The organism is Roseomonas sp. E05, from assembly GCF_030063475.1.
Taxonomy (GTDB): Bacteria; Pseudomonadota; Alphaproteobacteria; order Acetobacterales; family Acetobacteraceae; genus Pseudoroseomonas.
In genome coordinates, this window is sequence record NZ_JASIRT010000001.1 from 131,236 (window position 1) to 149,325 (window position 18,090).

12 protein-coding genes are annotated in these 18,090 nt (G+C 72.1%); 6 read left to right on the top strand and 6 right to left on the bottom strand.

The features are described 5' to 3' along the window. Positions 1-35: 35 nt before the first annotated feature. Together QMO56_RS00630 and QMO56_RS00635 are read right to left on the bottom strand one after the other, a co-directional pair. Positions 36-1,037: a bifunctional GNAT family N-acetyltransferase/(deoxy)nucleoside triphosphate pyrophosphohydrolase gene (locus QMO56_RS00630; protein ID WP_283523082.1), complete on the bottom strand. Its 1,002-nt coding sequence runs from the start codon at positions 1,035-1,037 to the stop codon at positions 36-38. Positions 1,038-1,086: 49 nt separating this feature from the next. After that, positions 1,087-4,206, bottom strand: coding sequence for a ribonuclease E/G (locus QMO56_RS00635; protein WP_283523083.1), 3,120 nt, complete (start codon positions 4,204-4,206; stop codon positions 1,087-1,089). A gap of 765 nt (positions 4,207-4,971) precedes the next feature. Here QMO56_RS00635 and QMO56_RS00640 point away from each other — a divergent pair. After that, the gene (locus QMO56_RS00640) at positions 4,972-6,129 is read left to right on the top strand and encodes an N-acetylmuramoyl-L-alanine amidase (protein WP_283523084.1); all 1,158 of its coding nucleotides are present in this window, start codon (positions 4,972-4,974) and stop codon (positions 6,127-6,129) included. Between the two features lie 230 nt (positions 6,130-6,359). On the opposite strand, the gene secA is transcribed toward QMO56_RS00640, so the two are convergent. Then, positions 6,360-9,095: a preprotein translocase subunit SecA gene (gene secA, locus QMO56_RS00645; RefSeq protein WP_283523085.1), complete on the bottom strand. Its 2,736-nt coding sequence runs from the start codon at positions 9,093-9,095 to the stop codon at positions 6,360-6,362. Positions 9,096-9,413: 318 nt separating this feature from the next. Between secA and QMO56_RS00650 the strand changes: the two genes are divergently transcribed. From QMO56_RS00650 to QMO56_RS00660, 3 genes are all read left to right on the top strand, one after another. After that, the gene (locus tag QMO56_RS00650; protein ID WP_283523086.1) at positions 9,414-10,352 is read left to right on the top strand and encodes a peptidylprolyl isomerase; all 939 of its coding nucleotides are present in this window, start codon (positions 9,414-9,416) and stop codon (positions 10,350-10,352) included. Between the two features lie 109 nt (positions 10,353-10,461). Further along, positions 10,462-11,700, top strand: coding sequence for a bifunctional glutamate N-acetyltransferase/amino-acid acetyltransferase ArgJ (gene argJ, locus QMO56_RS00655; protein ID WP_283523087.1), 1,239 nt, complete (start codon positions 10,462-10,464; stop codon positions 11,698-11,700). A 573-nt stretch (positions 11,701-12,273) separates the two neighbouring features. After that, positions 12,274-13,311, top strand: coding sequence for a sensor histidine kinase (locus QMO56_RS00660; protein ID WP_283523088.1), 1,038 nt, complete (start codon positions 12,274-12,276; stop codon positions 13,309-13,311). Positions 13,312-13,320: 9 nt separating this feature from the next. Here QMO56_RS00660 and QMO56_RS00665 read toward each other — a convergent pair whose 3' ends face one another. The 3 genes from QMO56_RS00665 to QMO56_RS00675 all read right to left on the bottom strand — a co-directional run bounded on the left by QMO56_RS00665 (position 13,321) and on the right by QMO56_RS00675 (position 15,502). Then, positions 13,321-14,277, bottom strand: coding sequence for an acetyl-CoA carboxylase carboxyltransferase subunit alpha (locus QMO56_RS00665; RefSeq protein ID WP_283523089.1), 957 nt, complete (start codon positions 14,275-14,277; stop codon positions 13,321-13,323). A 152-nt stretch (positions 14,278-14,429) separates the two neighbouring features. Next, positions 14,430-15,332: a site-specific tyrosine recombinase XerD gene (locus QMO56_RS00670; protein ID WP_283523090.1), complete on the bottom strand. Its 903-nt coding sequence runs from the start codon at positions 15,330-15,332 to the stop codon at positions 14,430-14,432. A 23-nt stretch (positions 15,333-15,355) separates the two neighbouring features. After that, positions 15,356-15,502, bottom strand: coding sequence for a hypothetical protein (locus tag QMO56_RS00675; protein WP_283523091.1), 147 nt, complete (start codon positions 15,500-15,502; stop codon positions 15,356-15,358). A gap of 35 nt (positions 15,503-15,537) precedes the next feature. Here QMO56_RS00675 and aroB point away from each other — a divergent pair, with 35 nt between their 5' ends. Together aroB and QMO56_RS00685 are read left to right on the top strand one after the other, a co-directional pair. Further along, positions 15,538-17,271: a 3-dehydroquinate synthase gene (gene aroB / locus QMO56_RS00680; RefSeq protein ID WP_283523092.1), complete on the top strand. Its 1,734-nt coding sequence runs from the start codon at positions 15,538-15,540 to the stop codon at positions 17,269-17,271. A 110-nt stretch (positions 17,272-17,381) separates the two neighbouring features. Beyond that, positions 17,382-17,951: a DUF2889 domain-containing protein gene (locus tag QMO56_RS00685; protein ID WP_283523093.1), complete on the top strand. Its 570-nt coding sequence runs from the start codon at positions 17,382-17,384 to the stop codon at positions 17,949-17,951. Positions 17,952-18,090: the final 139 nt, after the last annotated feature.

Here is an 18,090-nt window from a genome sequence, read left to right on the forward strand (position 1 = left end):
CCGGGGGGGCCGGCGGCGGAGTCCCCCCGGCCGCCTCAGAGAAAGTCGCGCAGCAGCGCCACCAGGGGCTTGTCGGCGGGCGGCATGGCATAGTCGGACAGCTTGCCCGGCCGTACCCAGGCCAGCGCCTGCCCTTCCCGCGCGGTGACGGTGCCCTCCCAGCGCCGGCAGAGATAGAGCGGCATCAGCAGGTGGAAGCGCCCCGCATCATGGCTGGCGAAGGTGAAGGGCGCCAGACAGGCCGCCGAGACGTCGATGCCCAGCTCCTCCTTCAGCTCGCGGATCAGCGCAGCCTCCGGCGTCTCGCCGGGGTCGAGCTTGCCGCCGGGGAACTCCCACAGCCCCGCCATCGGCTTGCCTTCGGGCCGGCGGGCGAGCAGCACGCGGCCATCGCTGTCGACCAGCGCACAGGCGGCAACCAGCAGCATGGGCTTGGCGCCGGGCGGCGGCTCGGCCAGCGCGGGCGGGTCAGGCACGGGGACGGGCGCCGTCAGGTCCTCGCGGCCGCCCTCGAACAGCAGCACGGGCAGCTTGGCGCCGCGCGCCAGGAACTGCGCCTCGCCCCGTCCGCTCTCGACCAGCCCGATGCGTCGCAGCACGGCGGCGGAGCGGGCATTCTCCTCCAGCACATGCGCGAAGATGCGGTCCAGGTCGAGATGGGCGAGGCCCCAGCGGGCCAGTCGCCCGGCGGCCTCGGCGGCGACGCCGAAGCCCCAGAAGCGGCGGCCCACCCAGTAGCCCAGCTCCGCGCGCCGGGTCTCCGGCTGGCGGGTCAGGCCGACGCAGCCAACCAGCACCTCGGCATCGCCATCCTGCCCGACGATGGCGAGATGCCAGGCAGCGCCCTCCGCAAGCTGACGATGGGTGGAGGCGATCCACTCATCCGCCAGCTCGCGGGGATAGGGGAAGGGCACGCGGCTGAGCCAGCGCACCACATCCCAGTCATTGATCAGCCGGTGCAGGTCCGGGGCGTCTTCGGGCTGCAGCAGGCGGAGCGTCAGGCGCTCGGTCCGGAGAGGAGCGAATTCGGCCGTCATGCGGGGCTGTCCGGACCCCGTGGCGCGGCACGCCACGGGGTCACGGGTTTCAGCGCTTCCACCAGCCACGCTTCCGCGGGGCTTCCGGCGCGAGGTCCACCAGCACCGGCTGCACCGGCGGCGCGGCCTGCGGCTCCTCATCCGGCGCCGCGGCGGCAGGGGCCTCCGGAGCCGCAGGCTCGGTCGCCGGGGCCTCCGTGGCCGGCGCCTCGGCGGCCTTGGTCCGGCGGGTGCGGCGCGGCTTGGCCGGCGTCTCCGCAGCAGGCACCGCCTCGGTGGCCGCCGCCTCGGCGGCCTTGGTCCGGCGGGTGCGGCGCGGCTTGGCCGGGGCCACCTCCTCGGTGGGGGGTGCCTCGGCGGCGGGCGCCTCGGTGGTGGACGCCTCAGTGGCGGCGGCCTTGGCCCGGCTGGCACGGGTGCGGCGCGGCTTGGCCGGCGTCTCCGCAGCGGGCATCTCCCCCGTGGCTGGCCCCGTGGCCGGCGCCTCGGCAGCGGTCTGCTCCGGGGCGAGCCCGGCGGCCTGCGCCACCTTGTCCTGCGGCGCAGCTTCCGGCTGCGGCGCCTCCGCGGGGGCCTCCGGCTCCGCCTCGGCCACCGGTTCCGGCTCGACCACCGGCCCCGGCTCGGTCACCGGCGCCGACTCGGGGGTTGCGGAGGCGACGGGCGCCACCTCGGCATCGACGGCCGGCAAGGCCGGCGGCTGCCTGGGCACGGGACCCTGCTGGGCTGCCTCCTCCGCCGCCGCCATGGCGTCGAAGATGTCGTCGAGCGTGCCCGCGAAGGGATCTGCCGGGGTCGGGCCGGCATAGACCGGACGCGGCTCCGCCGTCCCTTCGCCCGGCCGGCGACGGCCACCACGGCGGCCTCGGCGGCGCGGCAGGCGCCGGTCCTCCTCGGACTCCGGCGTGGCCTCGGGGGCAGCCTCCGGCTCGGCGGCGGCCGGCGCGGTGCCTTCAGCCTCATCCTCCTCGCCTTCGTCCTCGGCCTCGGTCGCATCCGCCTCGGCGGCCTCGGCACCCGGCGCGCCGTTCATCTCCTCACGGCGCCCGCCCCGGCGGCGGCGGCGGCGGCGGCGGCGGCGCTCACCATTGCCGTTGCCACGATCCTCCTCGGCGGGGCCGGACGGCGCCTCGCCGCTGACCTCGGCCGGCGCGGCGGCAGCCGGCGCCTCGGGCACCGCGACCACCGGCTCGGCCTCCGCCTCCACCTCCGCCTCCGGCGCATAGTCCATGCGCAGCGCGGCGGGTGCGGCGGCCGGTTCGGCGACGATCGGCGCGCGCGTGCGCTCGATCTGGATGGCCGGGCCGCTGAGCTGCGCATCCGGCTCGAAGACCACCGCCATGTTGTAACGCGCCTCGATTTCCGAGAGGCGGTCGCGGCGGCGGTTCAGCAGGTGGATGGCGATGTCCGGCGCGATGCGCACGCAGATCTCGGCGGCGCGGCGCCTGGCGCCCTCCTCCTCGATCTGCCTGAGCACCTGCAGCGCGGCGCTCTCGGCGCTGCGGACGATGCCGAGGCCCTGGCAGTGCGGGCAGGTGATGAAGGAGTGCTCGGTGACGGAGGGGCGCAGCCGCTGCCGGCTCATCTCCAGCAGGCCGAAATGGCTGATGCGGCCGACCTGGATGCGGGCGCGGTCGCTCTTCAGCGCCTCCTTCAGGCGGCGCTCCACCTGCGCGTCGTTGCGCGAGGACTCCATGTCGATGAAGTCGATGACGATGAGGCCGGCGAGGTCGCGCAGCCGCAGCTGGCGGGCGATCTCCTCCGCCGCCTCCATGTTGGTGCGCAGCGCGGTGTCCTCGATGTGCCGGTCGCGCGTGTTGCGGCCCGAGTTCACGTCGATGGCGACCAGCGCCTCGGTCTGGTTGATGACGATATAGCCGCCGGAGCGAAGCTGCACGGTGGGCGACATCATCGCGTCGAGCTGCGCCTCGACGCCGTGGCGCGCGAAGAGCGGCACGCTGCCGTCGCGGTAGAGGCGGATCTTGCGCTCGTTCTGCGGCATCAGCATCCGCATGAAGTCGCGCACCTGGCGGTAGGCGTCCTCGCCCTCGATCTGGATGTCCTCGATGTCACGGCCGAAGACGTCGCGGATCGAGCGCTTGATGAGGTCGGCTTCCTGGTAGATCAGCGCCGGCGCCACGGATTCCAGCGTGCGCTCGCGGATGTCGTCCCACAGGCGCAGCAGATACTCGCAGTCGCGCAGGATCTCGGGCTTGGGGCGGCCGGCGCCGGCGGTGCGGACGATCAGGCTCATGCCGCGCGGCATGCCGAGCTCCTGGATCACCTCGCGCAGCCGCTTGCGATCGGCGATCGAGGTGATCTTGCGGGAGATGCCGCCCGCCCGCGGGGAGTTCGGCATCAGCACGGAGAAGCGGCCGGCGAGGCTGATATAGGTGGTCAGCGCCGCGCCCTTGTTGCCGCGCTCCTCCTTGACGACCTGCACCAGCATGATCTGCCGGCGGCGGATCACTTCCTGGATCTTGTAGTGGCGCAGGAAGCGCGGCGGGATGCGGCGCTCGCCGCGCACATCCTCGGCCTCGTCCTTGTCGCGACCGCCCAGCGTCTCGGGCGCCGGGCCCTCCTCCTCCACCGGCATGCCCTCATGCGGCACGGTGGCCTCGGCGGCGGCGGCCTCGGCGGCCATCAGGTCCTCCGGCCTGGCGGAGCGGCGCTCGCCGCGCATCGCCATCGGCTGGGAGCGCGGCGTCACCTGGCCGGGCTCGACCTCGCGCGGGTGCTCCGGCTCGTGGGATTCGCTGAAGCTGGAGGGAGGCGCGGCCTGGGCACGCTCGTCGGCGTCGGCCACCTGCTCGATGGCGGCGGCGACGGCCTCCGCCTCGGCGTCGCTCACCTCATCCTCGTCATCCTCGTCCTCGGCGGCCTCCTGCGCCTGCATGGCCAGCAGCCGCTCCCGGTCCGCGACGGGGATCTGGTAGTAGTCGGGATGGATCTCGCTGAAGGCGAGGAAGCCGTGGCGGTTGCCGCCGTATTCGACGAAGGCGGCCTGCAGGCTGGGTTCGACCCGGACCACCTTGGCCAGGTAGATGTTGCCCTTCAGGGGCCGCTTGTTCTCGGTCTCGATGTCGAACTCATCGATCCGGTTGCCGTCCAGCACCACCACCCGCGTCTCTTCGGCGTGGGATGCATCGATCAGCATGCGCTTGGTCATGAATCGGGATGCTCCGGGCCACCGGCGCGATCGCGCTGCCGGCGGCGGCAATAAGTGGGCAGGCCCGAGGCAGCGGGGTCGCGCGCAGGCGGCGTGGCGTATGGCGTGCCATGCGGCTCTGGTCTCGACCTCTCGTCTCGGCGGGCCGCGCCCCGAAGGGGGGCCCTTGTTGAGCGCGCCGCGCGCAGGCCCCGGAAGCGCACCCCCGGCATCGCAATGCGACATCCATCGGGCACGAACGGGCCAGCGGCAGGCGCGGGCCGGAATGGCAGGCGATGATGCCGGGGCCACCCTTCCGCGCCGTGATCTCCGCACCGGTGGAGCGGGCTGCAGGGTCCTGGCGCAGCCGGGATGCACGTGGCCCCCATCAATGGGGGCGATCCCTTGCCAGGTCCTTCGGGCCGCGCCGAACTCCGGCCCACCGCACAGCGGAAAGGCCAGCACAAGGCCGGGCGGCCGCGCCCGGAACCTCCACCGGCAGCGTTCGCCGCCGGGGCAAGGCACCATAGGCGCCCCCCACGTCTTCCACAAGCCATTGCCGCGTCGCGATGTTACATGAAGTAATGCCGTGATCGCGCCGGGCGGCCATGATAAAGCCCGCCTGCCAGGGAAGGCCGCGCCGTGGGGACGGTGCGGCGGGCCGGACAGCGGTCCTTCCCGGCAATGGCGGCGCGGCCACCGGCCGGCCACGCCAAGGGTGCCCCGCGGCAGGGGGAAATCGCCGCGGGCACCGGGCCACCGCGATGTACGGGGGGAAGTCGCACCATGTCTCTCGCACCCCAAAGGCGGCAGTTGCTGCAGATGACGCTCGGGCTGCTGGCGGGCCTGTCGGGCCTCGCGCCCACGCTGGCCGAGGCTGCCGTCACCGCCGTCCGGCTGCAGCGGGCGGAGCGCCACGCAAGGCTGACGCTCGACCTCAGCGCCGCCGCCAGCTGGCGGCTGACGGCGCAGGCGCGCCCGGCCCGGCTGATCCTGCACCTGCCCGGCACCGCCTGGCGCGGACCGCTGCGGCTGGCCGGCGCAGGGCCCGTGCGGCAGGCCCGCTGGGATGCGCCGAACCGCCGCCTGCTGCTGGACCTCAGCGGTCCCGTCTCGGTCGTTCGCGCCGCCGCCCAGGGGGACGGGCTGGTCCTGGAGGTCGCGCCCGGCACCGCCGCCGGCTTCGCCCGCCTGGCGCGCGGCACCATTGCGCAGGGCCGCGCCGGCGGGGCGGCCACGGCCTCCCGCCCCCTGCCGCTGGTGGTGATCGACCCCGGCCATGGCGGCAAGGACCCCGGCACCATCGGCGCCACGGGCACCTATGAGAAGCGCATCACCCTGCCGGCGGCGCTGGAGCTGAAGCGGCAGATCGAAGCCGGCGGCCGCTGCCGCGTGGCGCTGACCCGCTCGCGCGACGTCTTCATCCCGCTGGCCGGCCGGGTGGAGTTCGCCCGCAAGCGGCAGGCGACGCTGTTCATCTCGCTGCATGCCGATTCGGCGCCAGGAGCGCGCGGCGCCAGCGTCTATACCCTCTCCGACCGCGCCTCGGACACCTTCTCCGCCCGGCTGGCGCAGAGCCAGAACCAGGCCGACGCCAAGGGCGGGCTGCACCTGCCGGAGGTCTCCCCCGAGGTGGAGCGCATCCTCTATTCCCTGGTGCGGCAGGAGACCAAGGTCGGCTCCGCCCGGCTGGCGCAGTTCGTGGTCGAATCGCTGGGGGAAAGCGTGCCGCTGCTGCCCAATACCCACCGGCAGGCCGCCTTCGCCGTGCTGAAGGCGCCGGACGTGCCGAGCGTGCTGGTGGAAATGGGCTTCCTCAGCGACCGGCGCGACGAGGCGGCCCTGAAACGGCCCGCCCATCGCGCCCAGGTGGCCAAGGCCCTGGCGCTCGCCGTCAACGGCTGGCTGGCGCGGCATCAGGCGGGGCTGATCAGCAGCGGCTGACACAAAAGAGGCCGGAGGATTTCGGCCTGTTGGCGAAACCAGGGGAGAATGAATTCTCCCCCGGACCCCCTCTTCTTTTTTCTATCCGCCTTGGAGTGCTGGCGAAGCGCGCGCACGACAGGGCTGAAGCAGCCCCGGCGACGGTGGTGGGGAACCGCCATGGGCGTCGCCGAAAACTGGCAGAAAAAGATGGGGGTTCGGGGGAATTCCTTCCCCCGATCTTTTTCCCGTCAGGCCTGCCGGCCGTGGCAGTGCTTGTACTTCTTGCCCGAGCCGCAGGGGCAGGCAGCGTTGCGGGGCGTGCGGTACCAGGTCGAGGGATCCTGCGGGTCCACGCCGTCCACCGCGCGCGCCGTGGCTGGCGCGAAGGCGGCATCCGCCGGGGCATGGGTCCAGGGGTCGCCGGCGGCGCCGGCCATGTCCGGCTCGGGGTGGCGCATGTCCGTCACCATCACCGGTTCGGGCTCCGGCAGCGGCGAAGCCGGGCTGATCTGGATGCGCAGCAGCAGCGAGGTCACGCGCTCGCGCAACTCGTCGAGCATCGTGTTGAAGAGGTTGAAGGCCTCGCTCTTGTACTCGTTCAGCGGGTCGCGCTGGCCATAGGCGCGCAGGCCGATGCCCTGGCGCAGATGGTCCAGGTTCAGCAGGTGCTCCTTCCACACCGCGTCGAAGACCTGCAGCAGCACCGACTTCTCGACGGCGCGCATGAACTCGGGCCCGATATCGGCGGCGCGGACGGCGGCGGCACGGTCGGCCTCGGACTCGATGCGCTCGCGCACCGCCACCTCGTCGATGCCCTCCTCCTTGCCCCAGGCCTCGATCGGCAGGTCGAGGCCGAGCGTTTCCTGCACCTGCTGCTGCAGGCCGGTGAGATCCCACTGCTCGGGATAGGCATTCTCGGGGATGGCCTTCGCCACCATCGCGGCGATGGTCTCGCGCCGCATCTCCTCGACGGTCTCCGAGACGTCCGCCGCCTGCATGAAGGTGCGCCGCTGCGCATACACCTCCTTGCGCTGGTCGTTCATGACGTCGTCGTACTTGAGCAGGTTCTTGCGCGTGTCGAAGTTGCGCGCCTCGACCTTCTTCTGCGCCTTCTCCAGCGCCCGGTTGATCCAGGGGTGGATGATGGCCTCGCCTTCCTTGAGGCCGAGCTTCTGCAGCATCCCGCCCATGCGGTCGCTGCCGAAGATGCGCATCAGGTCGTCTTCGAGGCTGAGGAAGAAGCGGGATGCGCCCGGATCGCCCTGACGGCCGGAACGGCCGCGCAGCTGGTTGTCAATGCGGCGCGATTCATGGCGCTCGGTGCCGATCACGAAGAGGCCGCCGGCCTGCTTCACGATCTCCTCGTCGCGCTTCACCTGCTCGCGGATCTGCACCAGATGCGCTTCGTATTCCGGCCCCTCATGCGGGCCGGGGAAGCTCGCCTCGGCCAGCATCTCGGCATTGCCGCCGAGTTTGATGTCGGTGCCGCGGCCGGCCATGTTGGTGGCGATGGTGACGGCGCCAGGGCGGCCGGCCTGGGCGATGATGCCCGCCTCCTGCTCATGGTAGCGCGCGTTCAGCACCTTGTGCGGCACGCCCTCCTTCTTCAGCAGCGTGCTGAGCAGCTCGGACTTCTCGATGCTGGTGGTGCCGACCAGCAGCGGTTGATTGCGTGCCTGCGCCTCCTTCACCAGCCCCGCCACGGCGGCATACTTCTCCTCGGCGGAGCGGTACACCTCGTCATCGCTGTCCTGGCGGATGACCGGCACGTTGGTCGGGATCTCGACCACTTCGAGCTTGTAGATCTCGGCGAACTCGTCCGCCTCGGTGGCGGCGGTGCCGGTCATGCCCGACAGCTTCGGGTAGAGGCGGAAGTAGTTCTGGAAGGTGATCGAGGCCAGCGTCTGGTTCTCGGGCTGGATCTCGACATGCTCCTTCGCCTCCAGCGCCTGGTGGAGGCCCTCGGAGTAGCGCCGGCCTTCCATCATTCGACCGGTGAACTCGTCGATGATGACGACCTTGCCCTCGCGGTTGACGATGTAGTCCACGTCACGGGCGAAGAGCGTGTGCGCGCGCAGGCTCTGGTTGACGTGATGGACGAGCGCGACGTTGTGGAAGTCGTAGAGGTCGCCCTCCTCCAGCAGCGTGGCGTCGCGCAGCATCTGCTCCACCGTCTCGGCGCCCTGTTCGGTGAGGGCGACGGTGCGAAGCTTCTCGTCCTTCTCGTAGGTCTCCTTGTCCTTCACCAGCTCGGCGACGACGACGTCAACCTTGCGGTAGAGGTCAGAACTGTCCTCGGCGGGGCCGGAGATGATCAGCGGCGTGCGCGCCTCGTCGATGAGGATGCTGTCCACCTCATCGACGATGGCATAGTTGAAGTCGCGCTGGACCATCTCGTCCAGGCGGTACTTCATGTTGTCGCGCAGGTAGTCGAAGCCGAACTCGTTGTTGGTGCCGTAGGTGATGTCGCGCGCATAGGCGTCCCGCCGCTCGCCATCGGTCAGGCCATGCACGATGCAGCCGCAGCTGAGGCCGAGGAAGTTGTACAGTCGGCCCATCTGGGCGCTGTCGCGGCTGGCCAGGTAGTCATTCACGGTGATGACATGCACGCCCTTGCCGGCGAGCGCGTTCAGGTAGACCGGGAGCGTGGCGACCAGCGTCTTGCCCTCGCCGGTCTTCATCTCGGCGATGCGGCCGGAATGCAGCACCATGCCGCCGATCATCTGCACGTCGAAGTGACGCATGCCGAGCACCCGCTTGGAGGCCTCGCGCACGGTGGCGAAGGCCTCGGGGAGCAGGTCGTCCAGGCTCTCCCCCTGCGCCAGGCGCTCGCGGAAGCGGGCGGTCTGGCCCCGCAGCTCCTCGTCCGACAGGGCCTGCACCTTCGGCTCCAGGGCCGCGATGGCGGGCAGCCGGGCGCTGAACTGCTTCAGCACGCGGTCGTTCGAGGTGCCGAATACGGCGCGGGCGAGGCGAGCGAACATGGGGCTGCGATATTCTCCGTGGGCCGCCCTTGCACCGGCGCCCGACCGGGGTGGCGCCGGGGTCGGCGGCGGCCGGGGTCATCCGGCGGACCGGGCGGATGGCAGGCAACAGGCTGCGTCACGCGCACAGATAGGCGGGGGCCGCGCCAGGGTCAACGAAACCCGGCATGACAGGCCGGAAAGCCTCCCGGCGGAGCCCGACAGAAGGGACGGCCAAAGGGGCGCGCAGGCGGTCACACTCCGTCACCCCCGCGGAATTGTAGGGTGATGGTCGATCAGGCATCTTGAACCGTCCAGCCGCAAAGGCAAATCCCGCGAATGCGTTTTACCGTCCTCACCCTTTCCGCCCTCCTCGTGGCCTCGACCGCCATGGCCCAGGCCCCAGGCGCCCCGACACCTGCCCCGGCGCCGGCCCAGCCCCCGGCGGCCGCGCCCGAGGCGGCCAATCCGGTGGTCGCCCGCGTGGATGGCGAGGCGCTGCACCTCACCGACGTGCAGGCCGCCATCACCCAGCTGCCCCCCGACATGCGCGGCGCGCCGTTGCCGATGCTGTTCCCGCTGATCCTCGACCAGTTGATCGCCCAGAAGGCGCTGGTGACGGCTGCCCGCGCACAGGGGATCGACAAGGAGCCGGCGGTGCAGGCGGCCATCGAGCGCGCCGAGGAGGAGCAGCTTCAGCAGGCCCTGCTGCGCCGCGAGATCGCCCCTGCCCTCACCGAGGAGGCGCTGCGCGAGCGCTACCAGAAGGAGATCGCCGGCAAGCCGGGCGAGGATGAGGTGCACGCGCAGCACATCCTGGTCGGCAGCGAGGCCGAGGCGCGCGCCGCCCTGGCCGAGGCCCGCAAGCCGGGCGCCGACTTCGCGGCCCTGGCGAAGCGCCTCTCCACCGGCCCCTCCGCCAAGCAGGGCGGCGATCTCGGCTTCTTCAAGAAGTCCGACATGGTGCCCGAATTCGCCGAGGCAGCCTTCGACCTGAAGGCGGGCGAGATCAGCCAGGAGCCGGTGAAGACCCCCTTCGGCTGGCACGTCATCAAGGTGGTGGAGCGCCGCACCGCGCCGGTGCCGAGCTTCGAGGAGAGCGCGGAGTCGCTGCGCCAGGCCGCCTTCGAGGAGGCGGTGAGCGGCGCCGTCGAGAAATACCAGAGCGCCGCCAAGGTCGAGCGCTTCAACATGGACGGCTCGCCGCGCCCGGCCGGCTCCTCCACCCCCTCGCTGCTGGAGGGCGCCACCCCGCCGCCCGCCCAGCCCAGGCGCTGAGCCGGAGGGGCCAGGGGAGGGTCGGCGCGGCATCTTCTTCCCCGGCCCGCTTCAACCGGCGCGGCCTTTGCGGTAACGCTTCCGCGCTCCAGTGGAAGGACGTCGCCCAATGGCCGGTAAGGACCTGCCCGTCTCCCCTCTCGCCGTTCCCCTGCCGGAGGTGCCGCCCATCGCCGGCGTGCGCCTCGGCGTCGCGGCCGCCGGCATCCGCTACAAGGGCCGCAACGATCTCACCTTCATGGAGTTCGCGCCCGGCACCACCGTGGCCGGCGTGTTCACCCGCAACAAGTGCCCGGGCGCCCCGGTGGACTGGTGCCGTGCGGCGCTGAAGGGCGGCAAGGCGCGGGCGCTGGTGGTGAATGCCGGCAATGCCAATGTCTTCACCGGCAAGCCGGGCCGCGACGCCGTGAAGGCCAGCGCCGAGGCCGCCGCCGCCCTGGTCGGCTGCAAGCCGCGCGAGGTCTTCCTGGCCTCCACCGGCGTCATCGGCGAGACGCTGCCGCATGAGAAGCTGACCGCCGCCCTGCCCGCCCTGCATGGCAAGCTCTCGGAGAATGGCTGGGCCGAGGCGGCGCGTGGCATCATGACCACCGACACCTTCCCCAAGGCCTGCCTGCGCAAGGCCGAGATCGGCGGCGTCGAGGTGACCATCGCGGGCATCGCCAAGGGCAGCGGCATGATCGCGCCGGATATGGCGACCATGCTCAGCTTCATCGCCACCGACGCCAAGATCCCTGCCGCCGCGCTGCAGGCGCTGCTGAAGAAGGGGGTGGATGCCAGCTTCAACCGCACCACGGTCGATTCCGACACCTCCACCAGCGACACGGTGCTGCTCTTCGCCACCGGTCAGGTGAAGCACCCGCGCGTGCCGGCCGAGGGCGGAACCATGCTCCGCGGTTTCGCCAAGGCGCTGAACGAGCTGCTGCTCGACCTGGCCCTGCAGGTGGTGCGCGACGGCGAAGGGGCGCAGAAGCTGATCCGGGTGGACGTCACCGGTGCCACCACCACCCGCTCGGCGCAGAAGATCGCCATGGCGATCGCCAACTCGCCGCTGGTCAAGACCGCCATTGCCGGCGAGGACGCCAACTGGGGCCGCATCGTCATGGCGGTGGGCAAGGCGGGCGAGCCGGCGGACCGGGACCTGCTTTCCGTCGCCGTCGGTGGTGTCTGGATGGCCCGGGAAGGCGGCGTGGTGCCGGGCTATGACGAGGCGCCGGTCGTCGCCCACATGAAGGGCCGCGAGATCGAGATCGCGGTGGATATCGGCCTCGGCCGCGGCAAGGCCACCGCATGGACCTGCGACCTGACGCACGGCTACATCGACATCAACGGGTCCTACCGGTCCTGAGCCGGCCAGCTGGAGCATGGCCGGCCGGCGGCGCAGGTCGCACCGTCACCCGGCCATGGCCCAGGCTTGCCCGCCTCCCCCGGGGCCGGTCGGTGCATGCAGTTCAGTCCCGCATGGCTCGGGGATGAGGAGCGCGATCCGCGGGAAGGGATGATCAGCAGGCAGGCGCAGGATCATTGCGGGGAGAAACGGCATCACGCCCCGGATGCGTAACGTCTCGCCAAGTCGGGCTTCGATCTTGGCGATGGCCTGAATGGCCGCCCGCTGCGGGAGACCGCAAGCCTCCATCGCACAGGGGCGAACAGGCCCGGGCAGCCGTGATGGACAGCAACCCCTGCGGAGGCGAGGCTGCCGCATGGACCTGCAACCTGATGCGCGGCTATATTGACGGCAACGGGTCGCACCGCAATCATTTCGGAGAGAAAGGCCTGCCGGCATGGCAGGCCGGTCCTGTCCTATATCTGCCGGGCGCGGGCCTACCGGCTCCGAGGCGATCCAGACTTTGTGCAAGGCAGTGGCGCCAGGCGCGCCATTCTGGAGGAAGGACCGCCCCGGCCGCCGATGCTGACCCGCATGAGACGCCTGCTGGACTTCGGCATCGAGGAGCATTCCCTGGCCCTGCGCTGGGGCTTCGCCCTGCTGGCTTTCGCCGTCGCGCTGGGCGTGCGCCTGGCGGTGGACGACATGCTGCCACCCGGCTTTCCCTATCTCACCTTCTTTCCGGCGGTCATCGTCACGACCTTCATCTACGGGGTGGCGCCGGGCGTGGCGGTGGCGATCGCCTCGGGCCTGGCTTCCTGGTACTTCTTCATGGAGCCGGTCCACACCTTCGTGGTGACCGGCGCGACGATACTGGCCCTGGGCTTCTTCAGCGTCATCGTGGCAGTGGACATCCTGCTGATCCACATCATGCACCTGGCGCTGCGCCGCCTGCGGGCGGAATCGGCGCGCCAGTCCCGCGAGCGGGAGCTGAGCCAGCAGCTGGCCGCCAGCCGGGAGGTGATGTTCAAGGAGCTGCAGCACCGCATCTCCAACAACCTGCAGGTTCTGGCGGCGCTGATGACGCTGCGCCGCGGCGCGGTGCGCGACGTGGCGGCGCAGCGCATCCTGGACCAGGCGACGGAGCGGCTGGAGTTGCTCGGCCGCATCCATCGCCGGCTGCACGACCCCTCGGGTCAGCGCATCGCCTTCGGGCTGTTCCTGGAGAGCCTCTGCGACGACGTCCTGCAGGCGGCCGGCGCCACGCGGGTGCAGGTCGCGGTCGCGGCCGAGCCGCTGGTCCTGTCGCCCGAGCAGACCGTGCCGGTGGCGCTGATCGTGACGGAGCTGGTGTCCAACGCGCTGGAGCACGGCTTTGCCGAGGGCCAGCGGCCCGGACGCATCCACCTTGCCCTGACGCGGGAGGCGGAGGGCGGCATGGCCCGGCTGACCGTCGCCAATGATGGCGCGCCGCTGCGCGAGGACTTCGACCCGGCGCGCAGCGAGAGCCTTGGCCTGAAGATCGTCGCGGCGCTGGCGCAGCAGGTCGGCGGCCGGTTCGAAATGCAGGCGGCGCCGCAGGGCACCGTCAGCCGCCTGACCTTCCCGCTGGAGCAAGCCCCGCCGGAGTGAGGGCGCGGCTCAGGCCACGCCGTGCCGGCCCATCTCCAGGAACTTCTCGCGCCGGCGCGCCCGCAGCGTCCCGCCGTCGAGCGCCAGCAGCGGCTCCAGGCATTCCCAGACCTTGTCGCCCACCGCACGGACGGCCGCCCCGGCATCCCGGTGCGCGCCGCCGAGCGGCTCCGGCACCACGGCGTCGATCAGTGCCAGCCGGCTCAGATCCTGCGCCGTCAGCTTCAGCGCGTCGGCGGCGGTGCTGGCCTGGGCGGCGTCGCGCCAGAGGATGCTGGCGCAGCCCTCGGGGCTGATCACCGAATAGATCGAGTGCTCCAGCATCAGCACGCGGTCGGCGGCGGCCAGCGCGATGGCGCCGCCCGAGCCGCCCTCGCCGATGATGGTGGCGACGAAGGGCACCGGCGCGTCCAGGCAGGCCTCGATGGAGCGGGCGATGGCCTCCGCCTGCCCGCGCGCCTCGGCCTCGATGCCCGGAAAGGCGCCGGCGGTGTCCACGAAGGAGAGGATGGGCAGGCCGAACCGCCCGGCCAGCTCGATCAGCCGGCGCGCCTTCCGGTAGCCCTCCGGCCGGGCGCTGCCGAAGTTGTGCTTGATGCGGCTGTCGGTATCGGTGCCCTTCTCGGTGCCCAGCACCATCACGGCCTGGCCGCGGAAGCGGCCGAGGCCGCCCACCACCGCCGCGTCGTCGGCGAAGGCGCGGTCGCCGGCCAGCGGCGTGAACTCCTCGATCAGCGCCTCGATGTAGGTGAGGCATTTGGGCCGGTCCGGATGGCGCGCCACCTGCGCCTTCTGCCACGGCGTCAGCTTCGCGTAGGTGGCGGCGAGCAGCTTCTCGGCCTTGTCGGACAGGCGCCCGACCTCCTCGGCCACATCGATTCCGCCCGCATCCGTGGTCCGGCGCAGCTCCTCGATCTTGCCTTCCAGTTCGGCAAGCGGCTTCTCGAATTCCAGGAAGTGACGCATCGCGATTCCGTATCGTGGCTCGCGCCAGGAAGAGAGCAGGCGGCGCGGCGCTGGCCTAGCGCAAGCCGGGCGCCGTGGCCAGGGGGCGCGCCCGCGGCACGCCGAACCCGGCGGACCGGCGGCGGGGTTTCCCCGGCCGCGCCCCCTTCCCCTCAGCCGGCCCGGCCCTCCGGCGCGGGCGCCGCGGCAAGCGGGTGGTGCGTTTCGACGAGCTGGCGCAGCCGCTCCTCCATCACCCGGGTGTAGATCTGGGTGGTGGCGATGTCGGCATGGCCGAGCAGCATCTGCAGGGCGCGGAGGTCGGCGCCCCCTTCCAGCAGGTGGCTGGCGAAGGAGTGCCGCAGCACATGCGGGCTGACGCGCGCGGGGTCGAGCCCGGCCGCCAGCGCCGCCTCCTTCACCAGCAGGACCAGGCTCTGCCGCGTCAGGTGGCCGGAGGCGCCGCGCGAGGGGAACAGCCACCTGGAGGGCTTTGCCGGGTCCTGCAGGGCGCCCGCGGCGGCGCGGGCGCGGGCCGAGATCGGCACCAGCCGCTCCTTGTTGCCCTTGCCGCGCACCAGGATCAGCGGGCTGCCATCCGCCAGGGCGGTGGCGGGCAGGCCGACCAGCTCGCTGGCACGCAGGCCGGAGCAGTAGAGCAGTTCCAGCAGCGCCACCGCCAGCGGGCCGCGCCGGCCAGGCAGGCGGGCGGCTGCCTCCAGCAGCGCCGTCACCTCCGCCGGGCGCAGCGCCTTCGGCAAGGATTTCGGCAGGCGGGGGCTGTCCAGCAACTCGGTCGGGTCGTCGGCGCGCACCCCTTCACGCGCCAGGAAGCGGTAGAACTGCCGCAGCGCCGCCAGCCGCCGTGCGGCGGTGCGCGGCGAGAGGCCGGCATCCGTCAGCCCCGCCAGATAGGCGCGCAGCAGCGCGGGCGGCGCCTCGGCCAGCCGGACGCCGCGGCCGCGCAGGGAGCCGGCGAGGTCGGCGAGGTCCGCCTCATAGGCGGCGAGCGTGTTGCGCGCCGCGCCGCGCTCGGCAGCCAGCATCTCCAGGAAGGCCTCGAGATGGCGGTCCATCCCCCCTCCTCCCGGAGTCGGGATCAGCGCGTGCCGAAGCGGTCGTTCGGCAGGGTGCGCTCGACCGCCTGCGGCGTCACCTTCGGCGGGAAGGCGGCCATCACCAGCAGCCCGCCCAGGGCGGCGACAATCAGAACCAGGATCAGGAGAAACAATGGACGGCGGAACATGATAACCGGGGGTATCCTCGCGCGCGGAGCCTGATGTGCTACCTTCCGCCCCTGTGACACGCAACCTCGGCCTCACCATCATTCCGCCCGCCACACCATCGCCGCCCCGCTCCGCCCCGCAGGCCGCCCCGCAGGCCGCCCTGCGCTCCATCGTGCTGATCGGCCTGCCTGGCGCCGGCAAGTCCTCGATCGGGCGCCGGCTGGCGCAGCGCCTCGGCGTGCCCTTCCGCGACGCGGATACCGAGATCGAGGCGGCGGCCGGCCAGCCCATCACCGAGATCTTCGCCCGCTATGGCGAGCCGCATTTCCGCGAGGGCGAGCGGCGCGTCATCGCCCGCCTGCTGGCCGGGCCGCCGATGGTGCTGGCCACCGGCGGCGGCGCCTATGCCGACGCGCAGACCCGCGAGGCCATCCGCGCCTCGGGCGCGCTGACGGTGTGGCTGCGGGTCGGCATTCCCGTGCTGCTGCCGCGCGTCGCCGGGCGCGACACCCGGCCGATGTTCCTGAACCAGGACCCGGCCGCGGTGCTGCAGCGGCTGATGACCACCCGCCATCCCCTCTACGCCGAAGCCGACCTCGTGGTGAACTGCATGGACGAAGCCCCCGAAGCGACCACCGACCGCGTGCAGGACGCGATCAGCGCCTTCACCGCCCCCGCCCGCCTGCCGGTGGCGCTGGCCGGGCGCGGCTATGACGTGGTGATCGGCCAAGGCCTGCTGGAACGGGCGGGCGGGCTGATCGCCCCGGCCCTGCCGGCGCGCCGCGTGGCGGTGGTCAGCGATGCCAGCGTCGCCGCGCTGCACCTGCCCAGCCTGCGCGCCGGGCTGGAGGATGCCGGGATCGAGATCCGCGCCAGCCTGACCGTGCCGCCCGGCGAGGGCAGCAAGAGCCTCGCCACCTATGGCGTGGTGATGGAGGAGTTGCTGGCGGCCGGGATCGACCGCAACACCGCCGTCGTCGCGCTCGGCGGCGGCGTGGTTGGCGACCTCGCCGGCTTCGTCGCCGCCACGGCGATGCGCGGCCTGCCCTTCGTGCAGGTGCCGACCACGCTGCTGGCGCAGGTCGATTCCTCCGTCGGCGGCAAGACCGGGATCAACCTCAAGGCCGGCAAGAACCTGGCCGGCGCCTTCCACCAGCCGCGCATCGTGCTGGCAGATACCGGCGTGCTGGCCACCCTCCCCGCCCGTGAGCTGCGCGCCGGCTATGCCGAGGTGGCCAAGCACGGCCTGCTGCAAGGGCCGCTCTGGAACTGGTGCGAGGCCGAGGGCGCCCGGGCCGTGGCGGGGGATGCCGCGGCGCTGCGCCACGCCGTGCTGGAGAGCTGCCGGCTGAAATCCGCCGTGGTCGCCGCCGACGAGCGGGAGGAGAGCGCCGAGGGCGGTCGCGCCCTGCTCAACCTCGGCCATACCTTCGGCCACGCCGTGGAGGCCGAGTGCGGCTATGACGGCACGCTGCTGCATGGCGAGGCGGTGGCGCTCGGGCTCGGCCTTGCCGCCCGGCTTTCCGCCCGGCTCGGCCTCTGCGATGCCGCGCTTCCCGGCCGGGTGGAGGCGCATCTGGCGGCGGTCGGGCTGCCGGCGCGCCTCACCGACCTGCCCCGCCGCTTCACGGTCGAGGCGCTGATGGGGCGGATGCGCAAGGACAAGAAGGTGCGCGACGGCCGTCTGCGCTTCGTGCTGCTGCACGGCGCCGGCCAGGCCTTCACCAAGGGCGATGTCGGGCCTGCCGAGGTCGAGGCGCTGCTGCGCGAGGCCGGCTGCGAGGGCTGAGCGGCCTCCCGGCGGGGGGATGGCAGCCATGCCCGGGCTTTTGGCCCTGGCGCCCTCGTGCCATATGCGGAAGGTTGCTGCCGCACCGCACCATGCCGGGAGACCTGCCCATGCCCCTCTCCGCGCCCGCCGCCCGTGAGCCGCTGCACCGCCGTGTCCTCGACATGCAGGGCTTTCAGCGGGAGGACGGGCTGTTCGACATCGAGGGGCATCTCGTCGACACCAAGAGCTACGGCTTCGAGACCGAGAACCGGCATGTCGCGCCCGGCGATGCGCTGCACGGCATGTGGATCCGGCTGACGGTGGATGCCGACCTGGTGATCCAGGAATGCGAGGCCAGCACCGATTTCAGCCCCTACAGCATCTGCCCGCAGGCCGCGCCGAACTTTGCCCGGCTGGCCGGGCTGCGCATCGGGCCGGGTTTCAACCGTGCGGTGCAGGAGCGGGTCGGCGGGCCGGTGGGCTGCACGCATCTGCGCGAGATGCTGGCGCAAATGGCCACCGTCGCCTTCCAGACCACCTATTCCGCCCGCCAGGAGCGCCGGAGGAAGGAGGCGGCGGCCGAGGGGCCGCGCAAGCCGCCCGCCCTGCTCAACACCTGCCTCGCCTATGGCGAGGAAAGCCCGATCGTGGCGCAGCGCTGGCCGGACTACGCCAAGCCGGCGCGGGCGGCAGAGTAGAAAACACCGGGGGAAGGGATTCCCCCGAACCTGCCTCTTATCTTTTTGCCGGCTTCAGGCTGCGCCCGCCGCCAGGGCGCAAACCCGAAGAAAAAAGATGGGGGTCCGGGGGAATTCCTTCCCCCGGCCTTTTCCGGCC